This window comes from Microbacterium sp. NRRL B-14842, from assembly GCF_050470785.1.
Genome location: NZ_JBFLUM010000001.1, coordinates 491,830 through 513,601 on the forward strand (window position 1 = coordinate 491,830; position 21,772 = coordinate 513,601).

At 70.3% G+C, this 21,772-nt stretch carries 22 protein-coding genes; 15 read left to right on the top strand and 7 right to left on the bottom strand.

Annotated elements, in window-relative coordinates; genetic code table 11:
* The first annotated feature begins 22 nt into the window (after window positions 1–22).
* Window positions 23–1,444, top strand: a complete 1,422-nt coding sequence (locus AB1285_RS02505) for a GntP family transporter (protein ID WP_187662225.1) — start codon at window positions 23–25, stop codon at window positions 1,442–1,444.
* A 94-nt stretch (window positions 1,445–1,538) separates the two neighbouring features.
* Window positions 1,539–1,940, top strand: coding sequence for a VOC family protein (locus tag AB1285_RS02510; RefSeq protein ID WP_370429050.1), 402 nt, complete (start codon window positions 1,539–1,541; stop codon window positions 1,938–1,940).
* A gap of 83 nt (window positions 1,941–2,023) precedes the next feature.
* Here the strand turns inward: AB1285_RS02510 and AB1285_RS02515 are convergent, their stop codons facing one another.
* Together AB1285_RS02515 and ald are read right to left on the bottom strand one after the other, a co-directional pair.
* Window positions 2,024–3,253 carry a pyridoxal phosphate-dependent aminotransferase gene (locus AB1285_RS02515; protein ID WP_370429049.1) on the bottom strand — a complete coding sequence of 410 codons (1,230 nt, stop codon included), beginning with the start codon at window positions 3,251–3,253 and terminating at the stop codon, window positions 2,024–2,026.
* 81 nt (window positions 3,254–3,334) lie between these two features.
* On the bottom strand, window positions 3,335–4,429 hold the full coding sequence (gene ald / locus AB1285_RS02520; RefSeq protein ID WP_268776668.1) for an alanine dehydrogenase: 1,095 nt from the start codon (window positions 4,427–4,429) through the stop codon (window positions 3,335–3,337).
* A 106-nt stretch (window positions 4,430–4,535) separates the two neighbouring features.
* Between ald and AB1285_RS02525 the strand changes: the two genes are divergently transcribed.
* Complete coding sequence (locus AB1285_RS02525) at window positions 4,536–5,054, top strand: Lrp/AsnC family transcriptional regulator (RefSeq protein WP_187662221.1); 519 nt, start codon at window positions 4,536–4,538, stop codon at window positions 5,052–5,054.
* Window positions 5,055–5,070: 16 nt separating this feature from the next.
* Here the strand turns inward: AB1285_RS02525 and AB1285_RS02530 are convergent, their stop codons facing one another.
* From AB1285_RS02530 to aceA, 3 genes are all read right to left on the bottom strand, one after another.
* Window positions 5,071–5,502 carry a hypothetical protein gene (locus AB1285_RS02530; protein WP_259954419.1) on the bottom strand — a complete coding sequence of 144 codons (432 nt, stop codon included), beginning with the start codon at window positions 5,500–5,502 and terminating at the stop codon, window positions 5,071–5,073.
* Window positions 5,503–5,591: 89 nt separating this feature from the next.
* Window positions 5,592–7,226: a malate synthase A gene (gene aceB, locus AB1285_RS02535; RefSeq protein WP_280564643.1), complete on the bottom strand. Its 1,635-nt coding sequence runs from the start codon at window positions 7,224–7,226 to the stop codon at window positions 5,592–5,594.
* Between the two features lie 126 nt (window positions 7,227–7,352).
* On the bottom strand, window positions 7,353–8,678 hold the full coding sequence (gene aceA / locus AB1285_RS02540) for an isocitrate lyase (RefSeq protein ID WP_268776671.1): 1,326 nt from the start codon (window positions 8,676–8,678) through the stop codon (window positions 7,353–7,355).
* A 245-nt stretch (window positions 8,679–8,923) separates the two neighbouring features.
* On the opposite strand from aceA, the gene AB1285_RS02545 reads away from it, so the two are divergent.
* The 7 genes from AB1285_RS02545 to AB1285_RS02575 all read left to right on the top strand — a co-directional run bounded on the left by AB1285_RS02545 (window position 8,924) and on the right by AB1285_RS02575 (window position 16,843).
* Window positions 8,924–10,369 (top strand): helix-turn-helix transcriptional regulator, encoded by a 1,446-nt coding sequence (locus AB1285_RS02545; RefSeq protein ID WP_259954416.1) that lies wholly within the window; start codon window positions 8,924–8,926, stop codon window positions 10,367–10,369.
* Between the two features lie 22 nt (window positions 10,370–10,391).
* On the top strand, window positions 10,392–11,519 hold the full coding sequence (locus AB1285_RS02550) for a DUF6226 family protein (protein ID WP_370429048.1): 1,128 nt from the start codon (window positions 10,392–10,394) through the stop codon (window positions 11,517–11,519).
* 218 nt (window positions 11,520–11,737) lie between these two features.
* Window positions 11,738–12,841 (top strand): ABC transporter substrate-binding protein, encoded by a 1,104-nt coding sequence (locus AB1285_RS02555; RefSeq protein ID WP_370429047.1) that lies wholly within the window; start codon window positions 11,738–11,740, stop codon window positions 12,839–12,841.
* Window positions 12,841–13,638 carry an ABC transporter ATP-binding protein gene (locus tag AB1285_RS02560; protein WP_187662214.1) on the top strand — a complete coding sequence of 266 codons (798 nt, stop codon included), beginning with the start codon at window positions 12,841–12,843 and terminating at the stop codon, window positions 13,636–13,638. The genes AB1285_RS02555 and AB1285_RS02560 overlap by 1 nt, the downstream gene beginning before the upstream one ends.
* The gene (locus AB1285_RS02565) at window positions 13,631–14,479 is read left to right on the top strand and encodes an ABC transporter permease (protein ID WP_280564651.1); all 849 of its coding nucleotides are present in this window, start codon (window positions 13,631–13,633) and stop codon (window positions 14,477–14,479) included. Before AB1285_RS02560 ends, AB1285_RS02565 begins: the two co-directional genes overlap by 8 nt.
* A gap of 107 nt (window positions 14,480–14,586) precedes the next feature.
* Window positions 14,587–15,966, top strand: a complete 1,380-nt coding sequence (locus AB1285_RS02570) for an NtaA/DmoA family FMN-dependent monooxygenase (RefSeq protein ID WP_370429046.1) — start codon at window positions 14,587–14,589, stop codon at window positions 15,964–15,966.
* On the top strand, window positions 15,959–16,843 hold the full coding sequence (locus AB1285_RS02575) for a ribokinase (RefSeq protein WP_187662211.1): 885 nt from the start codon (window positions 15,959–15,961) through the stop codon (window positions 16,841–16,843). Before AB1285_RS02570 ends, AB1285_RS02575 begins: the two co-directional genes overlap by 8 nt.
* Before the next feature lie 22 nt (window positions 16,844–16,865).
* Here AB1285_RS02575 and AB1285_RS02580 read toward each other — a convergent pair whose 3' ends face one another.
* Window positions 16,866–17,453 (bottom strand): PadR family transcriptional regulator, encoded by a 588-nt coding sequence (locus tag AB1285_RS02580; protein ID WP_187662210.1) that lies wholly within the window; start codon window positions 17,451–17,453, stop codon window positions 16,866–16,868.
* A 103-nt stretch (window positions 17,454–17,556) separates the two neighbouring features.
* Between AB1285_RS02580 and AB1285_RS02585 the strand changes: the two genes are divergently transcribed.
* Entirely contained in the window at window positions 17,557–18,066 is a 510-nt protein-coding gene (locus AB1285_RS02585; RefSeq protein WP_187662209.1) for a flavin reductase family protein, read from the top strand.
* Entirely contained in the window at window positions 18,063–18,476 is a 414-nt protein-coding gene (locus tag AB1285_RS02590) for a riboflavin kinase (RefSeq protein ID WP_370429045.1), read from the top strand. The genes AB1285_RS02585 and AB1285_RS02590 overlap by 4 nt, the downstream gene beginning before the upstream one ends.
* On the opposite strand, the gene AB1285_RS02595 is transcribed toward AB1285_RS02590, so the two are convergent.
* The gene (locus tag AB1285_RS02595; RefSeq protein ID WP_370429044.1) at window positions 18,477–19,127 is read right to left on the bottom strand and encodes an amino acid deaminase; all 651 of its coding nucleotides are present in this window, start codon (window positions 19,125–19,127) and stop codon (window positions 18,477–18,479) included.
* 118 nt (window positions 19,128–19,245) lie between these two features.
* Here AB1285_RS02595 and AB1285_RS02600 point away from each other — a divergent pair, with 118 nt between their 5' ends.
* The 3 genes from AB1285_RS02600 to phnC are packed head-to-tail and all read left to right on the top strand — an operon-like array spanning window position 19,246 to window position 21,756.
* Window positions 19,246–19,938 (top strand): HAD family hydrolase, encoded by a 693-nt coding sequence (locus tag AB1285_RS02600; RefSeq protein ID WP_187662206.1) that lies wholly within the window; start codon window positions 19,246–19,248, stop codon window positions 19,936–19,938.
* A gap of 2 nt (window positions 19,939–19,940) precedes the next feature.
* A complete protein-coding gene (phnD, locus tag AB1285_RS02605; RefSeq protein ID WP_280564663.1) occupies window positions 19,941–20,930 on the top strand; it encodes a phosphate/phosphite/phosphonate ABC transporter substrate-binding protein in 990 nt (329 codons plus the stop codon).
* 22 nt (window positions 20,931–20,952) lie between these two features.
* Entirely contained in the window at window positions 20,953–21,756 is an 804-nt protein-coding gene (phnC, locus tag AB1285_RS02610) for a phosphonate ABC transporter ATP-binding protein (RefSeq protein WP_370429043.1), read from the top strand.
* Window positions 21,757–21,772: the final 16 nt, after the last annotated feature.

A 21,772-nucleotide genomic window follows, 5' to 3' on the forward strand; every position in this document is an offset into this window, starting at 1 on the left:
CACTGAAAGAAGAGATCCAGAGATGCTTCCTCTTCCGATCCTCATCCTGATCGGCCTGGCGGGCCTCGGCCTGCTGCTCCTGCTCATCATCCGGTTCAAGATGCAGGCGTTCTACGCCCTCATCCTCGTATCGATCATCGTCGGCATCGCGGCAGGCCTGCCGCTGACCACGATCCCCGCCGACGGCGACACCCCCGAGCAGCTCGGCGTCATCCAGGCGATCATCGCCGGTGTCGGCGGCACCCTCGGTTCGGTCGCGGTACTCGTCGCCCTCGGGTCGATGCTCGGCAAGATCATCGAGCTGTCCGGCGGTGCCGAGTCGCTCGCGGGGCGCTTCACCGGCTGGCTGGGCCCGAAGCGCGTCGGCATCGCGCTCGTCATCGCCGCCGGCATCCTGGCGATCCCGGTGTTCTTCGACGCCGGCTTCATCATCCTCATCCCCATCGTGTTCGCCTTCTCGAAGGTGGCCGGTCTCAACCCGATCAAGTTCGGTCTCCCGGTCGCCGGCATCATGCTCGCCGTGCACGTCGCGGTGCCCCCGCACCCGGGCATCGTCGGCGGGTCCGCGATCCTCGGCGCCGACATCGGCTGGGTGACGATCTTCGCGCTCGCGATCTCCGTGCCGCTCGCGGTCCTGTCCTACCTCGTGGCGAAGTGGATCAACACCCGTGAGTTCGCGATGCTCGCCGCCACCAAGGAGATGTACGACAACTTCGGCACGGAGAAGTCGACGCTCACCGGCGGACTCGGCGAGGGCGAGAAGGCGCCGGGCGCCGGCACGGTCCTCGGCCTCATCCTCCTGCCGCTCGTGCTCATCATGCTCGGCACCGCCGTGGCGCCGCTGTTCGAGGCGGGCACGTTCTGGAACGGATTCCTCAGCATGGTCGGCCAGCCGATCTTCGCGCTCATGGTCGCGATCGCCGCCGCGATGTACCTGCTCGGCGTGCGCCGCGGCTGGTCGGCTGCGCACCTCGGCGAGGTCATGGAGTCGGCGCTGCCGGCCGCTGCGGTCATCATCCTCGTCACCGGTGCCGGTGGCGCCTTCGGCCGCGTCCTCACCGAGACCGGGATCGGCAGCGCGGTCGCCGAGGTGCTCGCCTCCAGCGGGATGCCCCTGCTGCTCGCGGCCTTCCTCATCTCGCTCATCATGCGTGCGGCTCAGGGGTCGGCCACCGTCGCGATCGCGACGACCGCGGGCCTCCTCCTGCCCTCGGTCTCCGCGATGGGACTCGACACCGTGCACACCGCGCTGCTCGCGGTCGCCATCGGGTACGGCGGCCTCGGCCTCAGCCACGTGAACGACTCCGGCTTCTGGGTGGTCACGCGGTACCTGGGTCTCTCGGTCAAGGACGGCCTGCGCACGTGGACGCCTCTGACGACGGTGCTCGGGGTCTCCGGATTCGTGCTGACCTGGGTGCTGTACGCGGTGATCCCGGTCTCCTGACCGCGCTCGCACGGACGGCCGTCACCTCCGGGTGGCGGCCGTCCGTCGTTCTCGGCAGGTGGTGACCGGAGCCGCCGCGGACTACGCTCGCGGGATGAGCGGACTGATCCCGTACCTGCTGTTCCCCGGCAACGCGGCCGAAGCCCTCGGCCATTACCGCGATGTGTTCGGCGGTGAGCTCCAGTTGATGGACTACGCGAGCGCCGGCCGCCACGACGGCCCGGGCGACGCGGTCGCGCACGGGCAGCTCGGCGGCCCGGTCGAGCTCGCCGGAGCGGACGCGGGAGCCGATGACGACGCCGTCCAGATGAGCGGGATGTTCCTCTCGCTCCTCGGCACAGCCGATCCCGGAACGCTGACCCGCTGGTACGACGAGCTTTCCGGCGGCGGCCGCGTCATCGATCCGCTGCAGCAGCGCCCGTGGGGAGATGTCGACGGTACGCTCGTCGACCGCTACGGCATCCGCTGGCTGATCGGCTTCCACCCCGAACACTGACCCGAGACCCCGGGTTACCGCCGAGACCCCCTCCTACCTGCGCAGGTACGAGGGGGTCTCGGCGGTAAAGCGGGGTCTCGGGGTCAGGAGGAAGAGGAGGAGAACAGGCGCTGGAGGCGCTGCACGCCCTCGAGGAGCTGGTCGTCGCCGAGCGCGTACGACATGCGGATGTAGCCGGACGGACCGAACGCCTCTCCGGGGACGACCGCGACCTCGGCCTGGTCGAGGATGAGGTCGGCGAGCTCCAGCGACGTCGTCGGGGTCACGCCGCCCCAGGTGCGGCCGAGCAGGCCCTGCACATCGGGGTAGACGTAGAACGCGCCGAGCGGGTTCGGCACCACGAGCCCGTCGATCTTCGACAGCTCCGACACGATGAGCTGGCGACGGCGGTCGAAGGCCTCGCGCATCTTCTCGGCCTCGTCCTGCGGACCGTTGAGCGCCGCGATCGCGGCCTTCTGTGCGACGTTGTTCACGTTGCTCGTGAGGTGAGACTGCAGGTTGCCGGCGATCTTGATCGCGTCGACGGGACCCACCATCCAGCCCACGCGCCAGCCCGTCATGGCGTAGGTCTTGGCGACGCCGTTGACGAGGATCGTCTGGTTCGCGGCCTCCGGCACGGCATCCACGATCGAGGTCGCCGTCACCGCGGTCCCTGAGCCCGTCGAAGGGTAGGTGAGGTTCTGGTAGATCTCGTCGCTGATGATCCAGATGCCGTGCTCCACGGCCCACTCGCCGATGGCCTTCGTCTCCTCGGCCGTGTACACGGAGCCGGTGGGGTTCGACGGCGACACGAAGACGAGAACGGTCGTGCGGTCGGTCCGGGCGGCCTCGAGCTGCTCGACGGTGACCTTGTACTCCTGATCGGCGCCCGCGAAGACCTCGACCGGGGTGCCGTCGGCGAGACGGATGGCCTCGGGGTACGTGGTCCAGTACGGCGCGGGCAGCAGCACCTCGTCGCCCGGGTTCACCACGGCTTGGAAGGCCTGGTAGACCGACTGCTTGCCGCCGTTGGTCACGATGACCTGTGCGGGGGAGACCTCGAGTCCGGAGTCGCGGAGCGTCTTTGCGGCGATCGCCTCGCGCAGCGCCGGGAGGCCGGGAGCAGGGGTGTAGCGATAGCTCGCCGGGTCGGCCAGTGCCTCAGCCGCCGCGTCCACGATGAACTGGGGGGTGGCGAAGTCGGGCTCGCCCGCGGCATACGAGATGACGGGCTTGCCCTCGGCCTTGAGGGCCTTGGCCTTGGCGTCGACCTTGAGGGTCGCGGACTCGGCGATGGCGGACAGCTTGCGGGAGAGAGGAGCGCGTTCGGTCACGGTTACGAGCGTACTCGGGTCGATGCGGCGCGTGAGGTGTGGGATGCCGCCAAGATCCGAGGTTCTTTCGGGTTCGACAGGTCAGTCGGTGGAGAGGCCGTGGGCCTGCGCGACGGCGTCCAGCGTGATGCGCCCGCCCTGCACGTTGAGCCCCTTCGCGAGGGCAGCGTCGTCGGAGGCCGCCCGCTCCCAGCCCTTGGCGGCGATGGCCGAGACGTAGGGGAGAGTGGCGTTCGTCAGCGCCCGGGTCGCGGTCGTCGGAACGGCTCCCGGCATGTTCGCGACGCAGTAGTAGATCGAGTCGTGCACCGCGAAGGTCGGGTCGTCGTGCGTGGTCGGACGGGAGCCCTCGAAGCAGCCGCCCTGGTCGATCGCGATGTCGACGAGCACGGACCCCGGCTTCATGGCGGCGACCATGTCGTCGGTCACCAGCTTGGGGGCCGCGGCACCGGGGATGAGGACCGAGCCGATGACGAGATCCGCCGACGTCAGCTCCTCGGCGATGTCGTAGCGGCTCGATGCCCGGGTCTCCAGAGCGCCGCCGTAGCGGTGCTCGAGCTCGCGCAGCCGGGGGAGCGCCACGTCGACGACGGTGACCTTCGATCCGAGTCCGAGCGCGTTCGCGGCCGCGTGCTCTCCGGCGACGCCACCGCCGATGACCACGGTCTTGGCCCGGGGAGTGCCGGCGATGCCGCCCAGCAGCATGCCGCGGCCGCCCTGCGAGCGCAGCAGCGAGTGGGAGCCCATGATGACGGACAGGCGACCGGCGATCTCGCTCATCGGCACGAGCAGGGGCAGCGTGCGGTCGGGCAGCTGCACGGTCTCGTAGGCGACGGCGGTCGTGCCGGCTGCGACGAGGGCCTCGGTCAGCGGACGGTCCGCCGCGAGGTGGAGGTAGGTGAAGAGCGTGAGGTCGGGTCGGAGGAAGCCGTATTCCTCGGCGACGGGTTCCTTGACCTTGATGAGCAGGTCGGCCTCTCCCCAGGCGTCGGCGGCGGTGTCCACGATCTCCGCACCAGCCGCGCGGTACGCGTCGTCGTCGATGCTCGATCCGATGCCGGCACCCGACTGCACGAGCACGCGGTGTCCCTCCCGCACGAGCCGATCGGCGCCGGCCGGGGTGAGGGCGACGCGGTTCTCGTTGTTCTTGACTTCGGTCGGGACGCCGATCTTCATCGATCCTCCAGGTGTCGGGGCGCAGGGTGCAGACAAGGATCGCAGAAACGTCGCGAGATGGACAGAATCAGTGAAGAGTCTTCGGCGACGGGTCGAATCCTGAATAATGCTTCGTATGACCACCGCCTCCGCGTCGTCCGAGCCGAACAGCGTTCGGGCGCCCGCCCTCGACCCCATCGACGCGCGGATCGTGCAGCTCCTCACCGCCGACGGGAGGATGACGAACGCGGAGCTCGCCGGGCGACTGGGAGTCGCGCCGTCGACCGCGCACGCGCGGCTGCGCGGGCTGATCGAGCGCGGGGTCATCACCGGCTTCCATGCGAGCGTCGACGAACGCGAGCTCGGCGCCGGACTCCAGGCGATCATCGGCGTCAGCCTGCGTCCGGCCGCCCGACGGGAGAGCATCGTCGAGTTCGCCGATCGGGTGCGCGCGCTGCCGCAGGTGATCCAGGTGTTCTTCCTCGGCGGTGACGACGACTTCCTCCTGCACATCGCCGTCGCCGACTCCTCGGAGATGCGCGAGTTCGTGCTCGAGCACCTGTCCGCGCAGAGCAGCGTGGCGTCGACCCGCACGAGCATCGTGTTCGATTACCACCGCAACTCGGTCGCCGCGTCGTTCCACTGAGTCGGCGGGCGGCGACTCAGGTCTCGAACGAGGAGGGGACTGCGCAGTAGTCGGCGAAACGCCGGGTGGGATGGGCCGGATCGGTCACGTCGACCAGGGCGTTCGCCGCGGTGTGCGGGGGCTCGTCTCCCGCGAGCTGCCAGAGGACGTAGTTCCACATCCCGCGCGTACTCGGAGCCACGATCGGGCCCGGGCCGGACACGAGGAGCACAGCTCCGCTGTCCGTGGCCCGGAAGGGGCCCACCACGTCGGCGCGGAGGGCGGCTTCGTCCCCGTCAACGGTGTGCGCACGCTCGACGGTCTGGCCCGCCGTGGTCAAGGCTGTCGCGAGGTCGTCCGCGGCTGCGCGGGAGCGCTCGGCATCCGCGCCAGCGACCGCGAGCAGTCGTCGTCCGCGCGGATAGAGGTGCAGGAACTCCTCGGCGATGCTGCTCCATACGTCGCTCATGGCTCCAGGCTACGCCCGGCAGGGAGGGAGCGGGCCGGGCACGACGCGGGGATGCCGCAGACCCCACGGCCTGCGGCATCCTCGCGTCGTCAGTCCTCGTCGACCAGGAACCGGCTGTAGGCGCCCAGGGTGAGGAAGGTGGGGAACTCCTCGCGGAGCGCGACCTCGCGGAAGATCTCGGCGGCGTCGTCGAAGCGGTCGCCCTCGCGCCTGTCGACCTCGCTGAGCACGTCCGCGATCAGCCCCTCGACGTACTCGACCGTGATGGCCGTGCCGTCCTGCGTGGTGCGGTCCTGATGGATCCACTGCCACACCTGCGAGCGGCTGATCTCCGCGGTCGCGGCGTCCTCCATGAGGTTGTCGATGGCCACGGCGCCGAGTCCGCGCAGCCACGCCTCCAGGTAGCGGATGGCGACGGACACGTTGTCCCGCACGCCCTGCGCGGTGATCGGACGACCGATGTGCAGGTCGAGCAGGTCGCGCGCCTCCACGTGCACGTCGTCGCGCTGACGGTCGACCTGGTTCGGGCGGTCGCCGAGCACGGCGTCGAACTCGGCCTGCGCCGTCGGGATCAGGTCGGGGTGGGCGACCCAGGTGCCGTCGAAGCCGTCGCCGGCCTCGCGCTTCTTGTCAGCCGACACCTTCTCGACCGCGCGCGCCGTCACCTCGGGGTCGCGGCGGTTCGGGATGAACGCGCTCATGCCGCCGATCGCGAAGGCTCCGCGCTTGTGGCAGGTCTGCACGAGGAGCTCGGTGTACGCCCGCATGAAGGGCACCGTCATCGTGACCTCGCTGCGGTCGGGGAGCACGAAGCGGGCGCCGCGGCCGCGGTAGTTCTTGATGATGGAGAAGATGTAGTCCCAGCGTCCGGCGTTGAGGCCCGCGCAGTGGTCGCGCAGCTCGTACAGGATCTCATCCATCTCGAACGCGGCCGGCAGGGTCTCGATCAGCACGGTCGCGCGGATGGTGCCGTGCGGGATGCCGATGTACTCCTCGCTGAAGGAGAAGACGTCGTCCCACAGCTTCGCCTCTTCGCTGGACTCGAGCTTGGCGATGTAGAAGTACGGTCCGCGGCCGGCCTCGATCAGCGCCTGCGCGTTGTGCAGGAAGTAGAGACCGAAGTCGACCAGGGAGCCGGATGCCGACGTGGGCCGGCCGGCGCGGTCGATGAAGGTGAGGTGTTTCTCCGGCAGATGCCAGCCACGGGGGCGCATCACGATCGTGGGGGTGCGCTCGGCGGTGACCCGGTACTCCTTGCCCTCGGGGGAGGTGAAGGAGAGCTCGTCGCGGATCGCGTCGCGGAGGGACAGCTGCCCCTCGATGACGTTCTTCCAGGTGGGGCTCGTGGCGTCCTCCTGATCGGCGAGCCACACCCGCGCCCCGGAGTTCAGGGCGTTGACGGTCATCTTCGGATCGGTGGGCCCGGTGATCTCGACGCGGCGGTCCTCGAGCCCCGGTCCGGCGCCGGCGACCCGCCAGGTGGTGTCCTGGCGGATGTGCGCGGTGTCCTCTCGGAACTGCGGGTCGTGTCCGTTGCCGATCTCGAAGCGGCGACGCATCCGGTCGGCCAGCCGGTCGTGGCGGCGGGAGGCGAACCGGTGGTGGAGTTCGGTGAGGAAGGCGATCGCCTCCGGGGTCAGGATCTCGTCGTAGCGGTCGCGCATGGGCCCGGCGATCTCGATCGCGGGGCCCTGTCGGGTCGTCTGCATCGGTGCGGTGGTCATGATGGTGTCCTTTGCCTTATGCCGAGCCCCCGGGTTGTCGTCGAGACCCCGGGCTCCCGGCGTGTGCGGGGCGGGGTCTCGACGAGAACCTGGGGTCTCGGGGGAAGTGGGGGGAGAAAACGGGGATCAGTGGAACTGGGCGGTCTCGGTGGAGCCGGCGAGGGCGAGGGTGGCGCTGTCGGGGTTGAGCGCGGTGGAGATGACGTCGAAGTAGCCGGTGCCCGCCTCGCGCTGGTGCTTGGTGGCGGTGTACCCGTCGGCTTCGGCGGCGAACTCCGCCTCCTGCAGCTCGACGTAGGCGCTCATGGCGCGCTCGGCGTAACCGCGGGCGAGGTCGAACATGGAGTGGTTCAGGGCGTGGAACCCGGCCAGGGTGATGAACTGGAACTTGTAGCCCAGGTCTGCCAGCTCCTGCTGGAACGTCGCGATCTCGGCGTCCGACAGGTGGCGCTTCCAGTTGAAGCTCGGGGAGCAGTTGTAGGCCAGGAGCTTACCGGGGAACTGCGCGTGGATTGCTGTGGCGAACTCCCGGGCCAGCTCGATGTCCGGCTCTCCGGTCTCGACCCAGAGCAGGTCGGCGTACGGGGCGAAGGCGAGGCCGCGGCTGATGACCGACTCGATGCCGGGGCGGACCCGGTAGAAGCCCTCGGACGTGCGCTCGCCGGTGGTGAACTCCCGGTCGCGCTCGTCGACGTCGCTCGTGAGCAGATCGGCGGCGAGGGCGTCGGTGCGGGCGATGATGACGGTCGGAACGCCGGCGACGTCCGCCGCGAGACGGGCCGCGTTGAGCGTGCGGATGTGCTGCTGCGTGGGCACGAGCACCTTGCCGCCGAGGTGGCCGCACTTCTTCTCGCTCGCGAGCTGGTCCTCCCAGTGGATGCCGGCGGCACCGGACTGGATGAGCGACTGCGCGAGTTCGTAGGCGTTCAGCGGTCCGCCGAAGCCGGCCTCGGCGTCGGCGACGATCGGCGCGAGCCAGTCCTGCGTGATCTCGCCCTCGGCGTGCTCGAGCTGGTCCTGCCGGAGCAGGGCGTTGTTGATGCGACGCACGACCGCCGGGACCGAGTTCGCCGGGTAGAGCGACTGGTCGGGGTAGGTCTGTCCGGCGAGGTTGCCGTCGGCGGCGACCTGCCATCCGGAGAGGTAGATGGCCTTCAGGCCGGCGCGCACCTGCTGCACGGCCTGGCCGCCGGTGTAGGCGCCGAGCGCCCGGATGTAGTCCTCCGTGTGCAGGAGGTTCCAGAGGTTCTCCGCACCGCGGTGGGCGAGGGTAGCGTCCTCGCGGACCGAGCCGCGGATGCGGACGACGTCTTCGGCGGAGTACGTGCGCTCGACACCGTCCCAGCGCGGGTCGGTGTCCCAGATCTCCTGGAGCTCCGCCGCCGTCTGGACCTGATCGCCGGCGCGCAGGCCGGCGGGGCGCGGGGTGGGGGTCGCTGCGGTGTTCGTCATGGTGTCTCCTCGGATGGGAATCGGCGTCGGTGCCGATGGCGTGCCTCCACTCTGTGTGAAGTTCTGCGCCTGTCCGGTGCCGAATCGAGGAGAAGTTTGCCTGAATTTCTGTTTTCGTGACAGACTCGGCCCGCACGCACCGCTCACGCGGCCTCGCGGGATCAGGAAAGACCCCGGCCCGGCCTCGCGAGGAGCGTTCCCGATCCCGCACCGACGCGGACGGCGGTGGGCTGAGAGGAGCCGACATGGACGACACCACGGAAGAGACCGACGCCCTCACTGTCGGGCGGCGCATCCGCCAGCTGCGCACCGCGCGGGGCCTGACGCTTGAAGAGCTCGCGGCCGCGGTCGAGCGGGCGCCGAGCCAGATGTCGATGATCGAGACGGGCAAGCGCGAGCCCAAGCTCACGCAGCTCCAGGCGATCGCCCGCGCGCTCGGGGTGACCATCGACGCGCTGCTCACGGGGGAGCCGCTCGACGAGCGCAGCGCGATCGAGATCGCCCTGGAGCGCGCGATGAAGGGGCAGACGTTCCAGGCGCTGGGCATTGCGCCGTTCCGCATCGCCAAGAGTGTGCCGACGGAGGCGCTGAAGGCCCTGCTGGCGCTGCAGGGGGAGATCGACCGACTCAAGGACGAGCGCGCCGCGACCCCGGAGGAGGCCCGGCGCGCCAACGTCGAACTGCGGCATCTGATGCGCCGGCAGGACAACCACTTCGCCGAGCTGGAGGCGAAGGCGGCCGAGATCCTCGCGGCCGTCGGCCATCCCGGGGGACCGCTGACCCAGCGCACCGCCTCGGAGATCGCGGCCCATCTCGGCTTCACCCTCCACTACGCCCCCGACCTGCCGCAGACGACCCGCAGCGTCGCCGACCTCGCCAACGGCCGGCTGTACCTGTCGAGCAGCGTCCCGGCGAAGGGAGACGCACGCACCGCGGTGCTGCAGGCGCTGTCGAGCCGCATCCTGGGGCACTCCGAGCCGCGCAGCTACGCCGAGTTCCTCCGGCAGCGGGTGGAGACGAACTACCTCACCGGTGCCCTGCTCATCCCGGAGGCGCACGTCGTCCCCGCGTTGCAGGATGCCAAGCAGCGGAGGGCGATCTCCATCGAAGACCTCCGTGACGCGTACTCGGTGTCGTATGAGACGGCGGCGCACCGGTTCACGAACCTCGCGACGCGGCACCTCGACATCCCCGTGCACTTCCTCAAGGTGCATGAGTCGGGCACCATCACCAAGGCGTATGAAAATGACGACGTGAACTTCCCGACCGACCGGCTCGGCGCCATCGAGGGGCAGATGTGCTGCCGCCGGTGGACCTCCCGGGTGGTGTTCGACGAGGACGACCGCTTCAACCCCTACTACCAGTACACCGACACCGGGAACGGCACCTACTGGTGCACCGCCCGTGTGGAGGCATCGAGCGAGGGTCTGCACTCGGTGAGCGTCGGGGTGCGGTTCGATGACACGAAGTGGTTCGTCGGCAGGGACACCCCGCACCGCGGTGTGTCGAAGCACTCGGTCGAGGTGTGCTGCCGTCGGGCTCCCGCCGAGCTGGAGGAGCGGTGGCGCGAGAACTCCTGGCCCAACGTGAAGACCCCGCGCACGCTGCTGGCGACGCTGCCCACCGGTGCCTTCCCCGGCGTGGACACGACCGATGTGTACGAGTTCCTGGAGTCCCACGCGCCCCGGTGATCCCGCTCGGTACGCTCGGTCGATGAGCAGTGCCGTCTTCCCCGGCCCCTTCGGCCCGATGCCCGAGGCGGGTGCCGCCGCGATCCTGTGGATGCCCCCGCCGGCGGAGGCCCCGCGGCCGGTCCGCTTCGTCGACGGTTTCGAGCCGTTCGCAGACTTCCTGCGGGGCCTCGGGATCGACCCCGCGCTGCTGGCCGACGACCTCGCGGCGACGTGGGATGTGGTGGCAGCGCGTCCGGAGATCCTCGACCGCCCGGACCTCGCGGCGGCCGCCGCGCGCTTCGTCGGCAACGTCATCGCGGTCGTGCACCCGGCCGCGACCTGGCGGATGACGAGCGAGCCGGAGATCGGGACGAACACCCTCTCCATCCCGGTCGCGGGTCTCGTGCAGGGGATGGTGCAGCAGCCCGACCAGCGGGATGCGTTCCTGCAGATGCTCGCGTCGTGGGAGCAGGACGACATCGATGACGAGGAGATGAGAGCGCTGTCCGCGGAGGATTCCGCTCCCGCGGTCGTCGTCGTCCCGGCGCGCGCGTATGTCCGGCCCGCTCTCCCGCCCCTGACCTTCCACGACGACCGCGGCGAGGTCATCCGTTACGGACGCCGCTGGCCCGATGGCATCGCGCCGGAGGAGTCGTACTCTCGGGAGAGCCACCCGGAGCGCTTCGCACCGCTGCTTCTCGTGGTCGACGCGCTCGTCGAGCACCTCTCCCGCGAGTACGAGGTCGAGGCGCGGCGAGAGTCGGGGGAGGACGGGACGGAGCGCGTCGTGCTCGAACCGGCGCGCGGTGCGCGAGTCGTCATCACGCCGACCGTTCCCTCCGTCAGCGTCGAGGCGGGCGCCCACTTCCACGCGATCGTGCCGTCGTGCATCTGCGATGCCTGCGACGAGACCGCCGAGACGGCGGCGGACGAGCTGGAGCGGATCCTGCTGTCGGTCGCCGCCGGTGGCTTCCGGGAGAAGTATCCCGTCGGCCGCCGCGCGTGGCTGTACACCGAGATCCGGTCGCCGGACGGCGAGCGGCGGGAGAGCAGCTCAGGCCCCGCTCCGGAGATGCCCGCGGAGGCGCGAGAGCGCACGGCCGCCCTGCTGCGCGGGCTCGACGACGGCTGGTGGCCCGCCTGGCCGCTCCGCTCGACCCCGGTCTGAATCCGCCCGTCCCGTCCCGTCCTGGACACTGTTCCTTCTCGTTCTCTCCCCGGGCCACGGATGCACGACCGTGTTGCGCGCGCACGAGCCGAGGCCCGGGGGAGTCGTGCATCCGTCACCGGATCGTGCGGATGGAGTTAGTTTGATCTTGCTTAGTCAAGATTGACTATGTTAGTTTCATCGAGCCATCAATGACGAACGGCCGAGAAGGGACCCTCATGGCTACTTCCTCTGCGGAAACCCGATTCCGCACCACTGCCACCCTGACGTGCGTTCTCGCCGCCACGCTGACGCTCGGAGCATGCTCCTCGCCGGCGCCCGGCGGCGATACCGCCCCCACGAGCGCGGGCGGCAGCGACGCCTGCCAGCGCAACCAGGATGCCGGCACCATCACCTACATCTCCGGCTACGGCTACTCCGCCAGCGCCGGGCAGCTCGACGTGTTCCTGGCGAAGGAGCTGGGCTACTTCGACGACCTCTGCCTCGACGTGGAGATCAACGCGTCCGGTGCGAACGGGCAGCAGCTCGTCGCCTCCGGGCAGGCGCAGTTCACCGCTCTCGGCTCCGCCTCCGATGTGATGCTCGCCGCGGCGAACAGCAAGAACCTCACCGCGGTAGCGACCTACGGCACGACCCCGCCGTTCTCGATCTTCGGCAACGAGAAGCTCGCCGACCTCACCGACCTCGAAGGCGGCTCGCTGGGGTACTTCATCAACCTCACGCCCATCGCCTCGGCCATGCTCGATGAGGCCGGGGTGGACGTCTCGAAGGTCGAGATGGTGAAGATGACCAACTACGACCCGACCGTCGTCGTGCGCGAGCAGGTCGACGCGATCGTCGGCTACGCCTCCAACCAGCCGCAGACCCTCACGGCACAGGACCTCCCGTTCAGCGAGTTCCTGCCCTCCGACCTGGGCGTCGAGGGCACGTACAACGTCATGGAGGTGAACTCGCGCTTCCTCGACGAGCACCGTGAGGTCGCCGCCGACTTCATGCGCGCGAGCCTCAAGGCCCTGCAGTTCTGCCTCGACGAGGCGGACGAATGCATCGACATGCTGGCGGCCCTCGCGGAGGAGAACGGCCAGGGTGCGGCGTTCCCGCGCGATCAGCTCGCCCGTACGTGGGAGGTCGAGTCGGCCTGGGTGCGCGAGAGCGCGGGCGGCAACCCCGGCGTGCAGACCGAGGACATGTGGCAGCCCGAGTACGAGATCGTGCAGGAGTACGGCGACGTCAAGGACCTCCCCGCCATCGCCGACATGATGGACCCGGATCTCGTGGCGGACCTGTACGACGGCGACACCCTCGTCTGGGCGGAGAAGTGATGACCGCGGCACACGGCGCGGGCGTCGAGGTCAGGAACGTCTCGAAGTCCTTCGGCGTCGACGGAGCCCAGGTGACGGTGCTCGACGATGTGAGCCTCACGATCGGCATGGGCGAATTCGTGTCGGTGATCGGGCCCAGCGGGTGCGGCAAGTCCACGCTGCTCAAGGTGGTCGCCGGACTCCTCGACGCCGACTCCGGCACCGTCACGATCGACGGCGAGAGCGTCACGGCGGCCTCCCGCGACAAGAAGATCGGTCTCGTCCCGCAGTCCCCGGCGCTCCTGCCGTGGAAGACGGTGCGCGAGAACGTCGAGCTCCCCGTGCGGATCAACCGCGGGGCCAACGGCGACCGCGCCCTCCGCGACCCCGCCGAGCTGCTGTCGACCTTCGGGCTCGGCCATGCGCTGAAGAAGTACCCGGGGCAGCTCTCCGGCGGTATGCAGCAGCGCGCCGCCATCGCCAGGGCCTTCGTGTTCGACCCGGCGATCATGCTGATGGACGAGCCGTTCTCGGCCCTCGACGAGATGAACCGCGACCTGCAGCGCATCGCCCTGCTGGACTTCTGGCAGTCGAACCGCAAGGCCGTGATGTTCGTGACGCACTCGGTGCCGGAGGCGATCATGCTCTCCGACCGGATCGTGGTGATGGCGGCCCACCCTGGCCGCATCGCCGAGGTGATCGATGTGAACCTCCCGCGACCGCGCACCGAGGAGGCGTACGCGACGGACGAGTTCCGCGACCTGGAGGCAGTCGTGCGCGGTGCGCTGCGCGCGCAGACGGAGAAGGCCCATGTCTGAGCTGACGATGAGAGACACCACCGCCACCCTCGCCACGGCGCGGCTGAAGGCGCAGCCCCGCCGCGGCATCCCCGGCTGGCTCCGCTGGGGCTCGTGGGGACCGACCCTGATCACGTTCGTGATCGCGGCTCTGCTCTGGCAGATCGTGGCGTGGACCAACCCGTACGTCCTGCCGACGCTGGAGGCCATCGGCGCCAGCCTCGTCGAGGACGCGGGCATGTACTGGTCGAACTTCCTCGTGACGCTGCTGGAGGTCGTCGTCGGGGCCTCCGCCGGCATACTGGCGGGCTTCCTGCTGGCCGTCGTGATGGCCGAGTTCCAGATCATCGAGCGGGCCGTCATGCCGCTGGTCATCATCGTGATGGTGACGCCGATCGTCGCGATCGCCCCGGCGCTGGTCGTCGCCTTCGGGTTCGGCATGGTGCCGAAGTTCATCGTCACAGGACTCGTGGTCTTCTTCCCCATGCTCGTGAACTCGCTCGCCGGCCTCCGCGACGTGGACCAGAAGGCGCTCGACGTGTTCACGACGCTGCACGCCTCGCGGTGGGAGATCTTCCGCGAGCTGCGGTTCCCCGGCAGCATGCCGTACGTGTTCGCCGGTCTGCGGATCGCACTGCCCCTCGCCGTCGTCGGCGCCGCCGTGGCCGAGTTCGTCGCGGCCGGTCAGCAGGCCGGTCTCGGCTCCCTCGTCACCACCTCGGCGGCACAGGCGAACCTGCCCGTGACCTGGGCGAGCATCGCTCTGCTCTGCCTGCTCGGGGTGCTCCTCATCGTGCTCCTCGCGGTCGTGCGCCGGCGCGTCCTGTGGTGGAGCGACGGCGAGGTCACCGCGAAGGGCTGACCGCACGACCCCCGGTCCCGGGGGCGCGACCCCGCGCCCCCGGGTTCCCCCGGCGTGCCCGGAAACTCCGAACGACTCCATCCCCCACTCCCAGGAAGGCATCCGCCATGACCGCTCAGCACCCCGTGAAGACCCTGCGGCTCGGACTCTTCGAGAACGCCCAGGCGAACGACTCCGGCACCGCGACCTGGCGCCACCCCGACAATCGGCGCTACCTCTTCGACAAGCTCGACTACTGGCGCGACACCGCGCGCCTGGTCGAGAACGCGGGCTTCGACTTCCTCTTCCTCGCCGACGCGTGGGGCTGGGCCGACGTCGCCGGTGAGCGGCCGGAGATCTGCTCCGTCGAGGGCCTGGATCTGCCGCGGCTCGACCCGGCGATCATCCTCGCCGCCCTCATCCCGGAGACCACCCGCCTGGGCCTGGTCGCCACCGGGTCGACCCTGCTCGAGCCGCCGTACTCCTTCGCCCGACGCCTGGCCACTCTCGACATCCTGTCCGGGGGCCGGATCGGCTGGAACGTCGTCACCACCGGCACCGCCGACACCGCGGTGCAGGGCTTCGGCGTGCCGATGGTGGGACACGACGAGCGCTATCTGATGGCGGACGACTTCATGCAGGTCGTCTACAAGCTGTGGGAGGGGGCCTGGGAGGAAGGGGCGCTGGAGCGCGACAAGTCCGGTCGCTTCGCCGACCCGGCCAAGGTCCACCGCATCGCGCACGACGGGCCCTACTTCCGCTCGCACGGCTACGGCAACACGCAGCGCTCGCCGCAGGGCACGCCGGTGCTGTTCCAGGCCGGGGCGTCGCCCGCCGGTCGCGAGTTCGGCGGCAAGCACGGCGAGGCGATCTTCGTCGGGAGCGGCTCGGTCGAGCAGCTCCGCACGCATTCCTCGGCGATCCGCGAGGAGGCGGTGAAGAACGGCCGTGCGGCGCACGAGGTGAAGATCATGTCGGCGTTCGCCGCGGTCGTCGGCAGCACCGAGGAGGAGGCCCGCCGCACCTACGCGGAGGTCGCCGATGCGCAGAATCCCGAGGTCACCGTCGCCTCCTACGCCTGGTTCACCGGTCTCGACCTGTCGTCGTACGACCCGCGCACGCCGATGTCCGAGCTCCGCACCGAACTCTCGCAGACGCAGGTCGCGCGCTTCGCCGACAAGACGGTGGGCGATGTCCTGGCCGACTGGCACGCGCACGGCGTGGGCGCCCGCCCGATCGTGGGCACGCCGGAGCAGGTGGCGGACCGGATGATGGAGCTCGCCGACGGCGCCGACCTCGACGGCTTCCTCTTCGCTCCGGTGATCCCGCCGGCCTCGACCGCCGACTTCATCGAGCACGTCTTGCCGATCCTCAAGGAGCGCGGGGCGATCGCCGACCCCGCAGCCGAGCCGGAGTCGCTGCGGGAACGGCTGATGGGCACCCCGACGCCCGCGCTCGCCGACTCCCACATCGGGTCGTCGTTCCGGCGGACGATGGCCCGTGTCTGACAGCCTCGCCGGCGTCGCCGTCGTGGGGAGCGCGAACCTCGACCTCGTGGTCGAGGTGTCGCGTCCTCCCCGCGTCGGTGAGACGCTGCTCGGCCGGGCCGGAGGCCGCTTCCCCGGTGGCAAGGGTCTGAACCAGGCTGTCGCCGCGGCCCGCGCGGGAGCCGTGACCACGTTCTGCGGCGTCGTCGGAGCGGACGAGGCCGGCGCCGTTCTGGAGGCGGCGCTGACGGAGGCGGGAGTGGACGCCGCGCTCCGCCGCTCCGCGTCCGCGCCGACCGGGGTCGCGCACGTGCTGGCCTTCGACGACGGCGACAACAGCATCCTCGTGGCGGCGGGGGCGAACGGCGAGCTCACTCCGGAAGACGCCGTGGCCGGGACCGTCGGGGCGGCCGTGATGCTCACTCAGCTCGAGGTGCCCTTCGCCGCGGTCGCCGCCGCCCTGGCCGCCGCACATGCCTCCGGGACCCTCACGATCCTCAACGCCGCCCCCGCGCACCCCGCCGCCGTCGACCTGCTGCCGGAGGTGGACGTGCTGGTCGTGAACGAGACGGAGTGCGCGGAACTCGGCGGCGTCGAGCGGCTCCTCGGCGCCGGCGCCGGGGCGGTCGTGCTCACGGAGGGGGCCGCCGGTGTGACGCTGCATCGGCCAGGGCGCCCCGGCGTGCACGTGCCGGCCTTCCGCATCGACGCCGTCGACACGACGGGAGCCGGGGATGCCTTCTGCGGCGCCCTCGCTGCGGGGCTCGCTCAGGGTCACGACATCGAGCACGCTCTCGTCCGCGCCTGTGCCGCGGGGGCGATCGTCGCCCGTCACCGTGGGGCGACCACTCCGGCGCTGTCCGTCACCGCTCTGGAGGCTCTGGTAGCGCGGCGCTGAGTCCGCGCTGGGCGCGGCGGTATCAGCGCGTAGGGGTGGTCTCCGCCGTCTCGCCGGCGAATGTGTACGCTCCGGCACGCAGCCGCTCCAGCAGCGTCAGGAGCCACTCCTTCTCGGCGGTGAGTCGGGCGGTGGAGAGGTCGAAGATCTCGCGCACGTACTCCGGGGTCGTCTCCGAGCGCAGGGTGTCCTGCACGTCGAAGCCGTTCTGCGTGATGATCGCGTCGCTCTTGATGAGCCGGTGCTCGAGGCCGGCGATGACCTCCTGCCGGCTGAGGACGAACATGAACGAGGCCACGGTCATGATCGCCTGGGTGTCGAAGGCCGCGACGTTCCAGAGGTTCTCGCGCAGCATGCGCTGCAGCTCCACCTCGCCGGCCGGGGTGATGCGGTAGGTGGTGCGCGCGGGGCGCTTGCCCTCCGTCTCGGTGCCGCTCTCCGCCACGTAGCCGTCGACTTCGAGCGCGCGGAGGGCGTTGTAGATCGAACCGGGCTGGATGTGCGCCCACTCGTCGACGTGCCAGGTCATGAGCTCGCGGCGCAGGAAGTAGCCGTGCACCGGTTGGAACTGCTTGACGGCACCGAGGACGACGAGGCGGGTGGTCGACATGCGCTTCATGCTAACGGTTCGGTGCGGTGGAACCTGTTGTTTGCATGGTCAAAAATGCATATAATTCAGACTAGTCAAAGTTGACTATCGAAAGGACTTCGTGATGACCACTGCCGTGACCGACGCCCTGCCGCGGGACCGCGCTCTCCGTCGCGCCTTCTCCGTCTACCCGACCGGTGTGGTCGCGCTGGCCGCGCACGTCGAGGACCGCGCCGTCGGTATGGCGGTCAACTCCTTCACCTCGATCTCGCTGGAGCCCGCCCTCGTCGCCGTCAGCGCCGCGCGCACCTCGAAGACGTGGCCCGTGCTGCGCGCCGTCCCCGAACTGGGGATGAGTGTCCTCGCGGCGCACCATGAGCCGCTCAGCCGCTCGCTGTCCGCGCGCGAAGGCGACCGGTTCGGCGGCCATGCGTGGCATCGCTCGGAGGGTGGGGCCGTGCTGATCGACGACGCCGCGCTCTGGCTCACGTGCCGGCTGCACAGCACGTTCGACGGTGGTGACCACGAGATCGCGCTCTACGAGATCCAGGATGTGACGCTCTTCGACGGCGTCGAGCCGCTCGTGTTCCACCAGAGCCGTTACCGTGCCATCTCGCCCGCCGGAGACGTGTGAGCGGACCGGCGCCCCGGGTGCTCTCCGGCCTGGTCGTCCCCGGCGACGGTCGCGGTCGGCTGCTCGGCTTCCCGACCGCGAATCTCGCCCTGTCCGAGCGGTTGCTGCCCGACGATGGGATCTACGCGGCGTGGGCGCTGTTGCCCGGCGACGACCGGCGGTGGGAGGCGACGGCGAGCGTCGGCGTCAATCCGACGTTCTGCGGCGACCGGGCGCGGCGTCTCGAGGTGCACCTCCACGACATCGACCGCGACCTCTACGGGCAGCTGCTGTCGGTCGAGCTCGTCGCGCTGCTCCGGCCGACGCTCCGTTTCGATGGGGTCGAGGAGCTCGTCGCCCGGACCGCCGCGGATGTCGCGGCCTCGCGGCGGCTTCTCGCCGCGGAGCGGCGCACGTTCGCGAGGCGCTGACTACGCCGCGTTCCAGCGGAGTCGCGGCAGCGTGGGGAACTCGGTGAGGATCGCCGCCGCGTCGGTCACGGGGAAGAGCGTGACCGGGAGCGGGGGGAGCCCCGGCGATGGTGCGACCGCGTAGGCCAGGGCCGCCGGCCCCTCCGACGCGCTCAGAAAGACCCGACTCTCGCGGCCGGCGACGGCGACCGTGGATCCGTGCAGGCCTGCGGACAGGGCGGCGGCCGCGGCGGTCGCTCGGGCCAGGAGTGTCGGACCGGGGAGCCAGGGGAGGAAGGCGTCCTCGGGGAGTCCGCAGGCGACAGCCAGCGCCGGGGTCAGCCAGCGGTCGCTCTTGAGGCCGTAGGGGGTGGGCTCCCGCGAGAGCAGGTAGCCGTAGCAGTGCAGGAGCCCGGCGTTACCGACCGGCCAGGTCGCCGGCAGGCCCGCGCGCCGGTGGAGTTCGTCGAACAGGGCGGGCGCGATGACGCCCGTGCCGGTGTTCTCGTCGACGGCGGTCGACCGGCCCCACGCGGCGAAGCGCCTCGCATCGCGATCAGCCCGGAGTGAGGCATCGAGCCAGGGCAACGCGTCGATCGCGCTCTGCGCGGCGACCGGGGTGCTGGTCGCGGCGCGGTCGGCGGCGTGCATGAGGGCAGCGAGTTCGGACACGGCGTTCACCATACGGGAACGACGTGGACGGAGTGTTCACGCGGCGTTCATGCGCTGTGGGCGTTCCGTCCATGTCGTTTGCCCATGCTGGACGGAGCGTCCGCACGGAAGGAACCCCGTGACCACCATCCTCCTCTTCGACTTCGACGGCACGATCGCGCTCGGCGACGGCCCTGTCCTCGCCTACGCCCGACATGTGGCCACCGCGCTGGGCGCGTCGGAGCGGTTCGTCGACGACGTCCGCGTCGCGCTCGCCGTCGCGGGCCCCGACGCCGTCGACGGGTACGACGTCGTCCGCCGCGCGGCGGACAGCTTCGGCGCCGACGGTGCCGTGCTCAGCGCGGCCTACCTGGCGAGCCGCGCCCAGCTCGCCACGGCTGCGGCTCCGGTCACGGTCCCGAGCGGCCTGGTCGAGTTCCTTCGGACCGCCGGCCCCGTAGCGGAGCGCGTGCTGGTGACCAACGCCCCCGCCCTGCGTCTTCCGGAGGCTCTGGAGCACCTCGGGCTCGCGGGACTGTTCGACCGCATCGTGACCGATGCCCGCAAGCCCGCCGGGATGGAGAAGGTCCTCGATGCGCTGCCGCCCGATGCCCGCATCCTGAGCATCGGCGACATGTGGCGAAACGATCTCGCTCCCGCACACGCCCGCGGCCACGCCACCGCGCTGATCGGGGGCTTCGCCGACCCGGCAGCGACCCCGACCTTCCGCGCGGCCGACTTCGCCACTCTCGCACCGCAGCTCGAGGCTTGGCTGCGGGCCACCGACTCCTCCGTTCCGTCCACTTCACACACCCTCACCACCGAAGGATGATCATGCGTACCTCCCCCTTCCGCCGCCCGGTTCTCGGTCTCGCCGCCGCCGGTGCCCTGCTGACCGTCGCGCTCGCCGGGTGCTCCGGCACCACTGCCGGGTCCGACCCGTCCGCCGCCCCCGCCGAGGATCCGGACTCCCTCGTCCTCGCCCTCGTCCCGTCGCAGGACCAGGACGGCCTCGTGGAGACAGCCGCCCCGCTGACCGACTACCTCACGGAAGAGCTCGGGATCGAGGTGACCGGTGTCGTCTCGAAGGACTACCAGGCCGCGGTCGAGGCGATGGGCGCGGGGCAGGCGCAGATCGGCTTCCTGCCGTCGCTGCAGCTCTGGCAGGCGAACGACATGTACGACGCGTCCGTCGTGTTGCAGACCGAGCGCAACGGCAACATCACCTACCCGGCGCAGTTCATGACGAACAACCCCGACAAGTACTGCGAGGACGAGCCGGTCGCGCGTGACGGGATGCTCTTCTGCAACGGCGCCGACGCCATGACCGGACCCGCCGGTCTCGACAGCATCGACAAGGTGGAGGGCGCGAAGGTCGCCGTCCTCGGCCCGGGGTCCCCCGCCGGTTACATCTACCCGATCCTCGCGCTCCAGGAGGCGGGCCTGGACACGGACGCGGACATCGAGCAGATCCCGGTGACTGCGAACGACGCGTCCGTGCTGGCCGTCTACAACGGCGACGCGGAGGTGGGCTTCAGCTTCTGGGACGCCCGCACGATCGTGCAGAAGGACACCCCGGACGTGGGGGAGAAGGTCGTCGTCTTCGCCATGACCGAGGAGATCCCGAACGACGGCGTCGCTCTGTCTGCCGACCTGTCCCCGGAGCTGCAGGAGCGCATCACGACCGCGCTCGAGGAGTTCTCGAACACGGAGGAGGGCTCGACGATCCTGGAGAGCATCTACTCGATCACCAAGCTCGCACCGGCCGACCCCGCGTCGCTCGACGTCGTCGCCCGGGCCGCCGAGGCCCTGGGGCTGCAGTAAATTGTCCGCTCCGCATCACCCGGTGGACGCCGCGGCTCCGGCCGCGGCGTCCACGCCGTGGAACATCCGTCTCGACGATGTGACGGTGCGCTATCCGAACGGCACGATCGGGTTGAACCGCGTCTCACTGGAGATCGCCGCGGGCGAGATGGTCGCCGTCGTCGGGCTCTCCGGCTCGGGGAAGTCGACTCTCATCCGCACGATCAACGGCCTGGTGCCGGTCACGTCCGGCACCCTCGACGTCGGCGGGCATCGCGTCAGCGGCGCCTCCCCGCGCACGCTGCGCCGGCTCCGGGGGGACATCGGCATGGTCTTCCAGGGCTTCAACCTCGCCGGTCGCGCCAGCGTGCTGCACAACGTGCTCGTCGGGCGTCTCGCCCACACGCCGCTGTGGCGCACACTCCTCGGTGCCTATCCTGACGTTGACCGGCAGCGCGCGTACCACGCGCTCGACCGGGTCGGGATCCTGCCCAAGCTGCACGCGCGGGCCTCCGATCTCTCCGGCGGCCAGCAGCAGCGCGTCGCGATCGCCCGCGCTCTGGCGCAGGAGCCTCGCGTCGTCCTGGCGGACGAGCCGGTGGCGAGCCTCGACCCGCCCACGGCGCACGGCGTGATGAACGACCTGCGGCGCATCAACCGCGATCTCGGCATCACGGTGCTCGTCAACCTCCACCTGCTCGACCTCGCCCGTGAATACGGCGCCCGGATGATCGGCATGCGCGCGGGCGAGATCGTCTACGACGGCCCCGCCGCCGGTGCCTCGGACGCGGACTTCGAGGGCATCTACGGCCGGTCGCTCACCTCGGACGATCGGCTGGACGCGTGACCCCCGTCGTCGACCA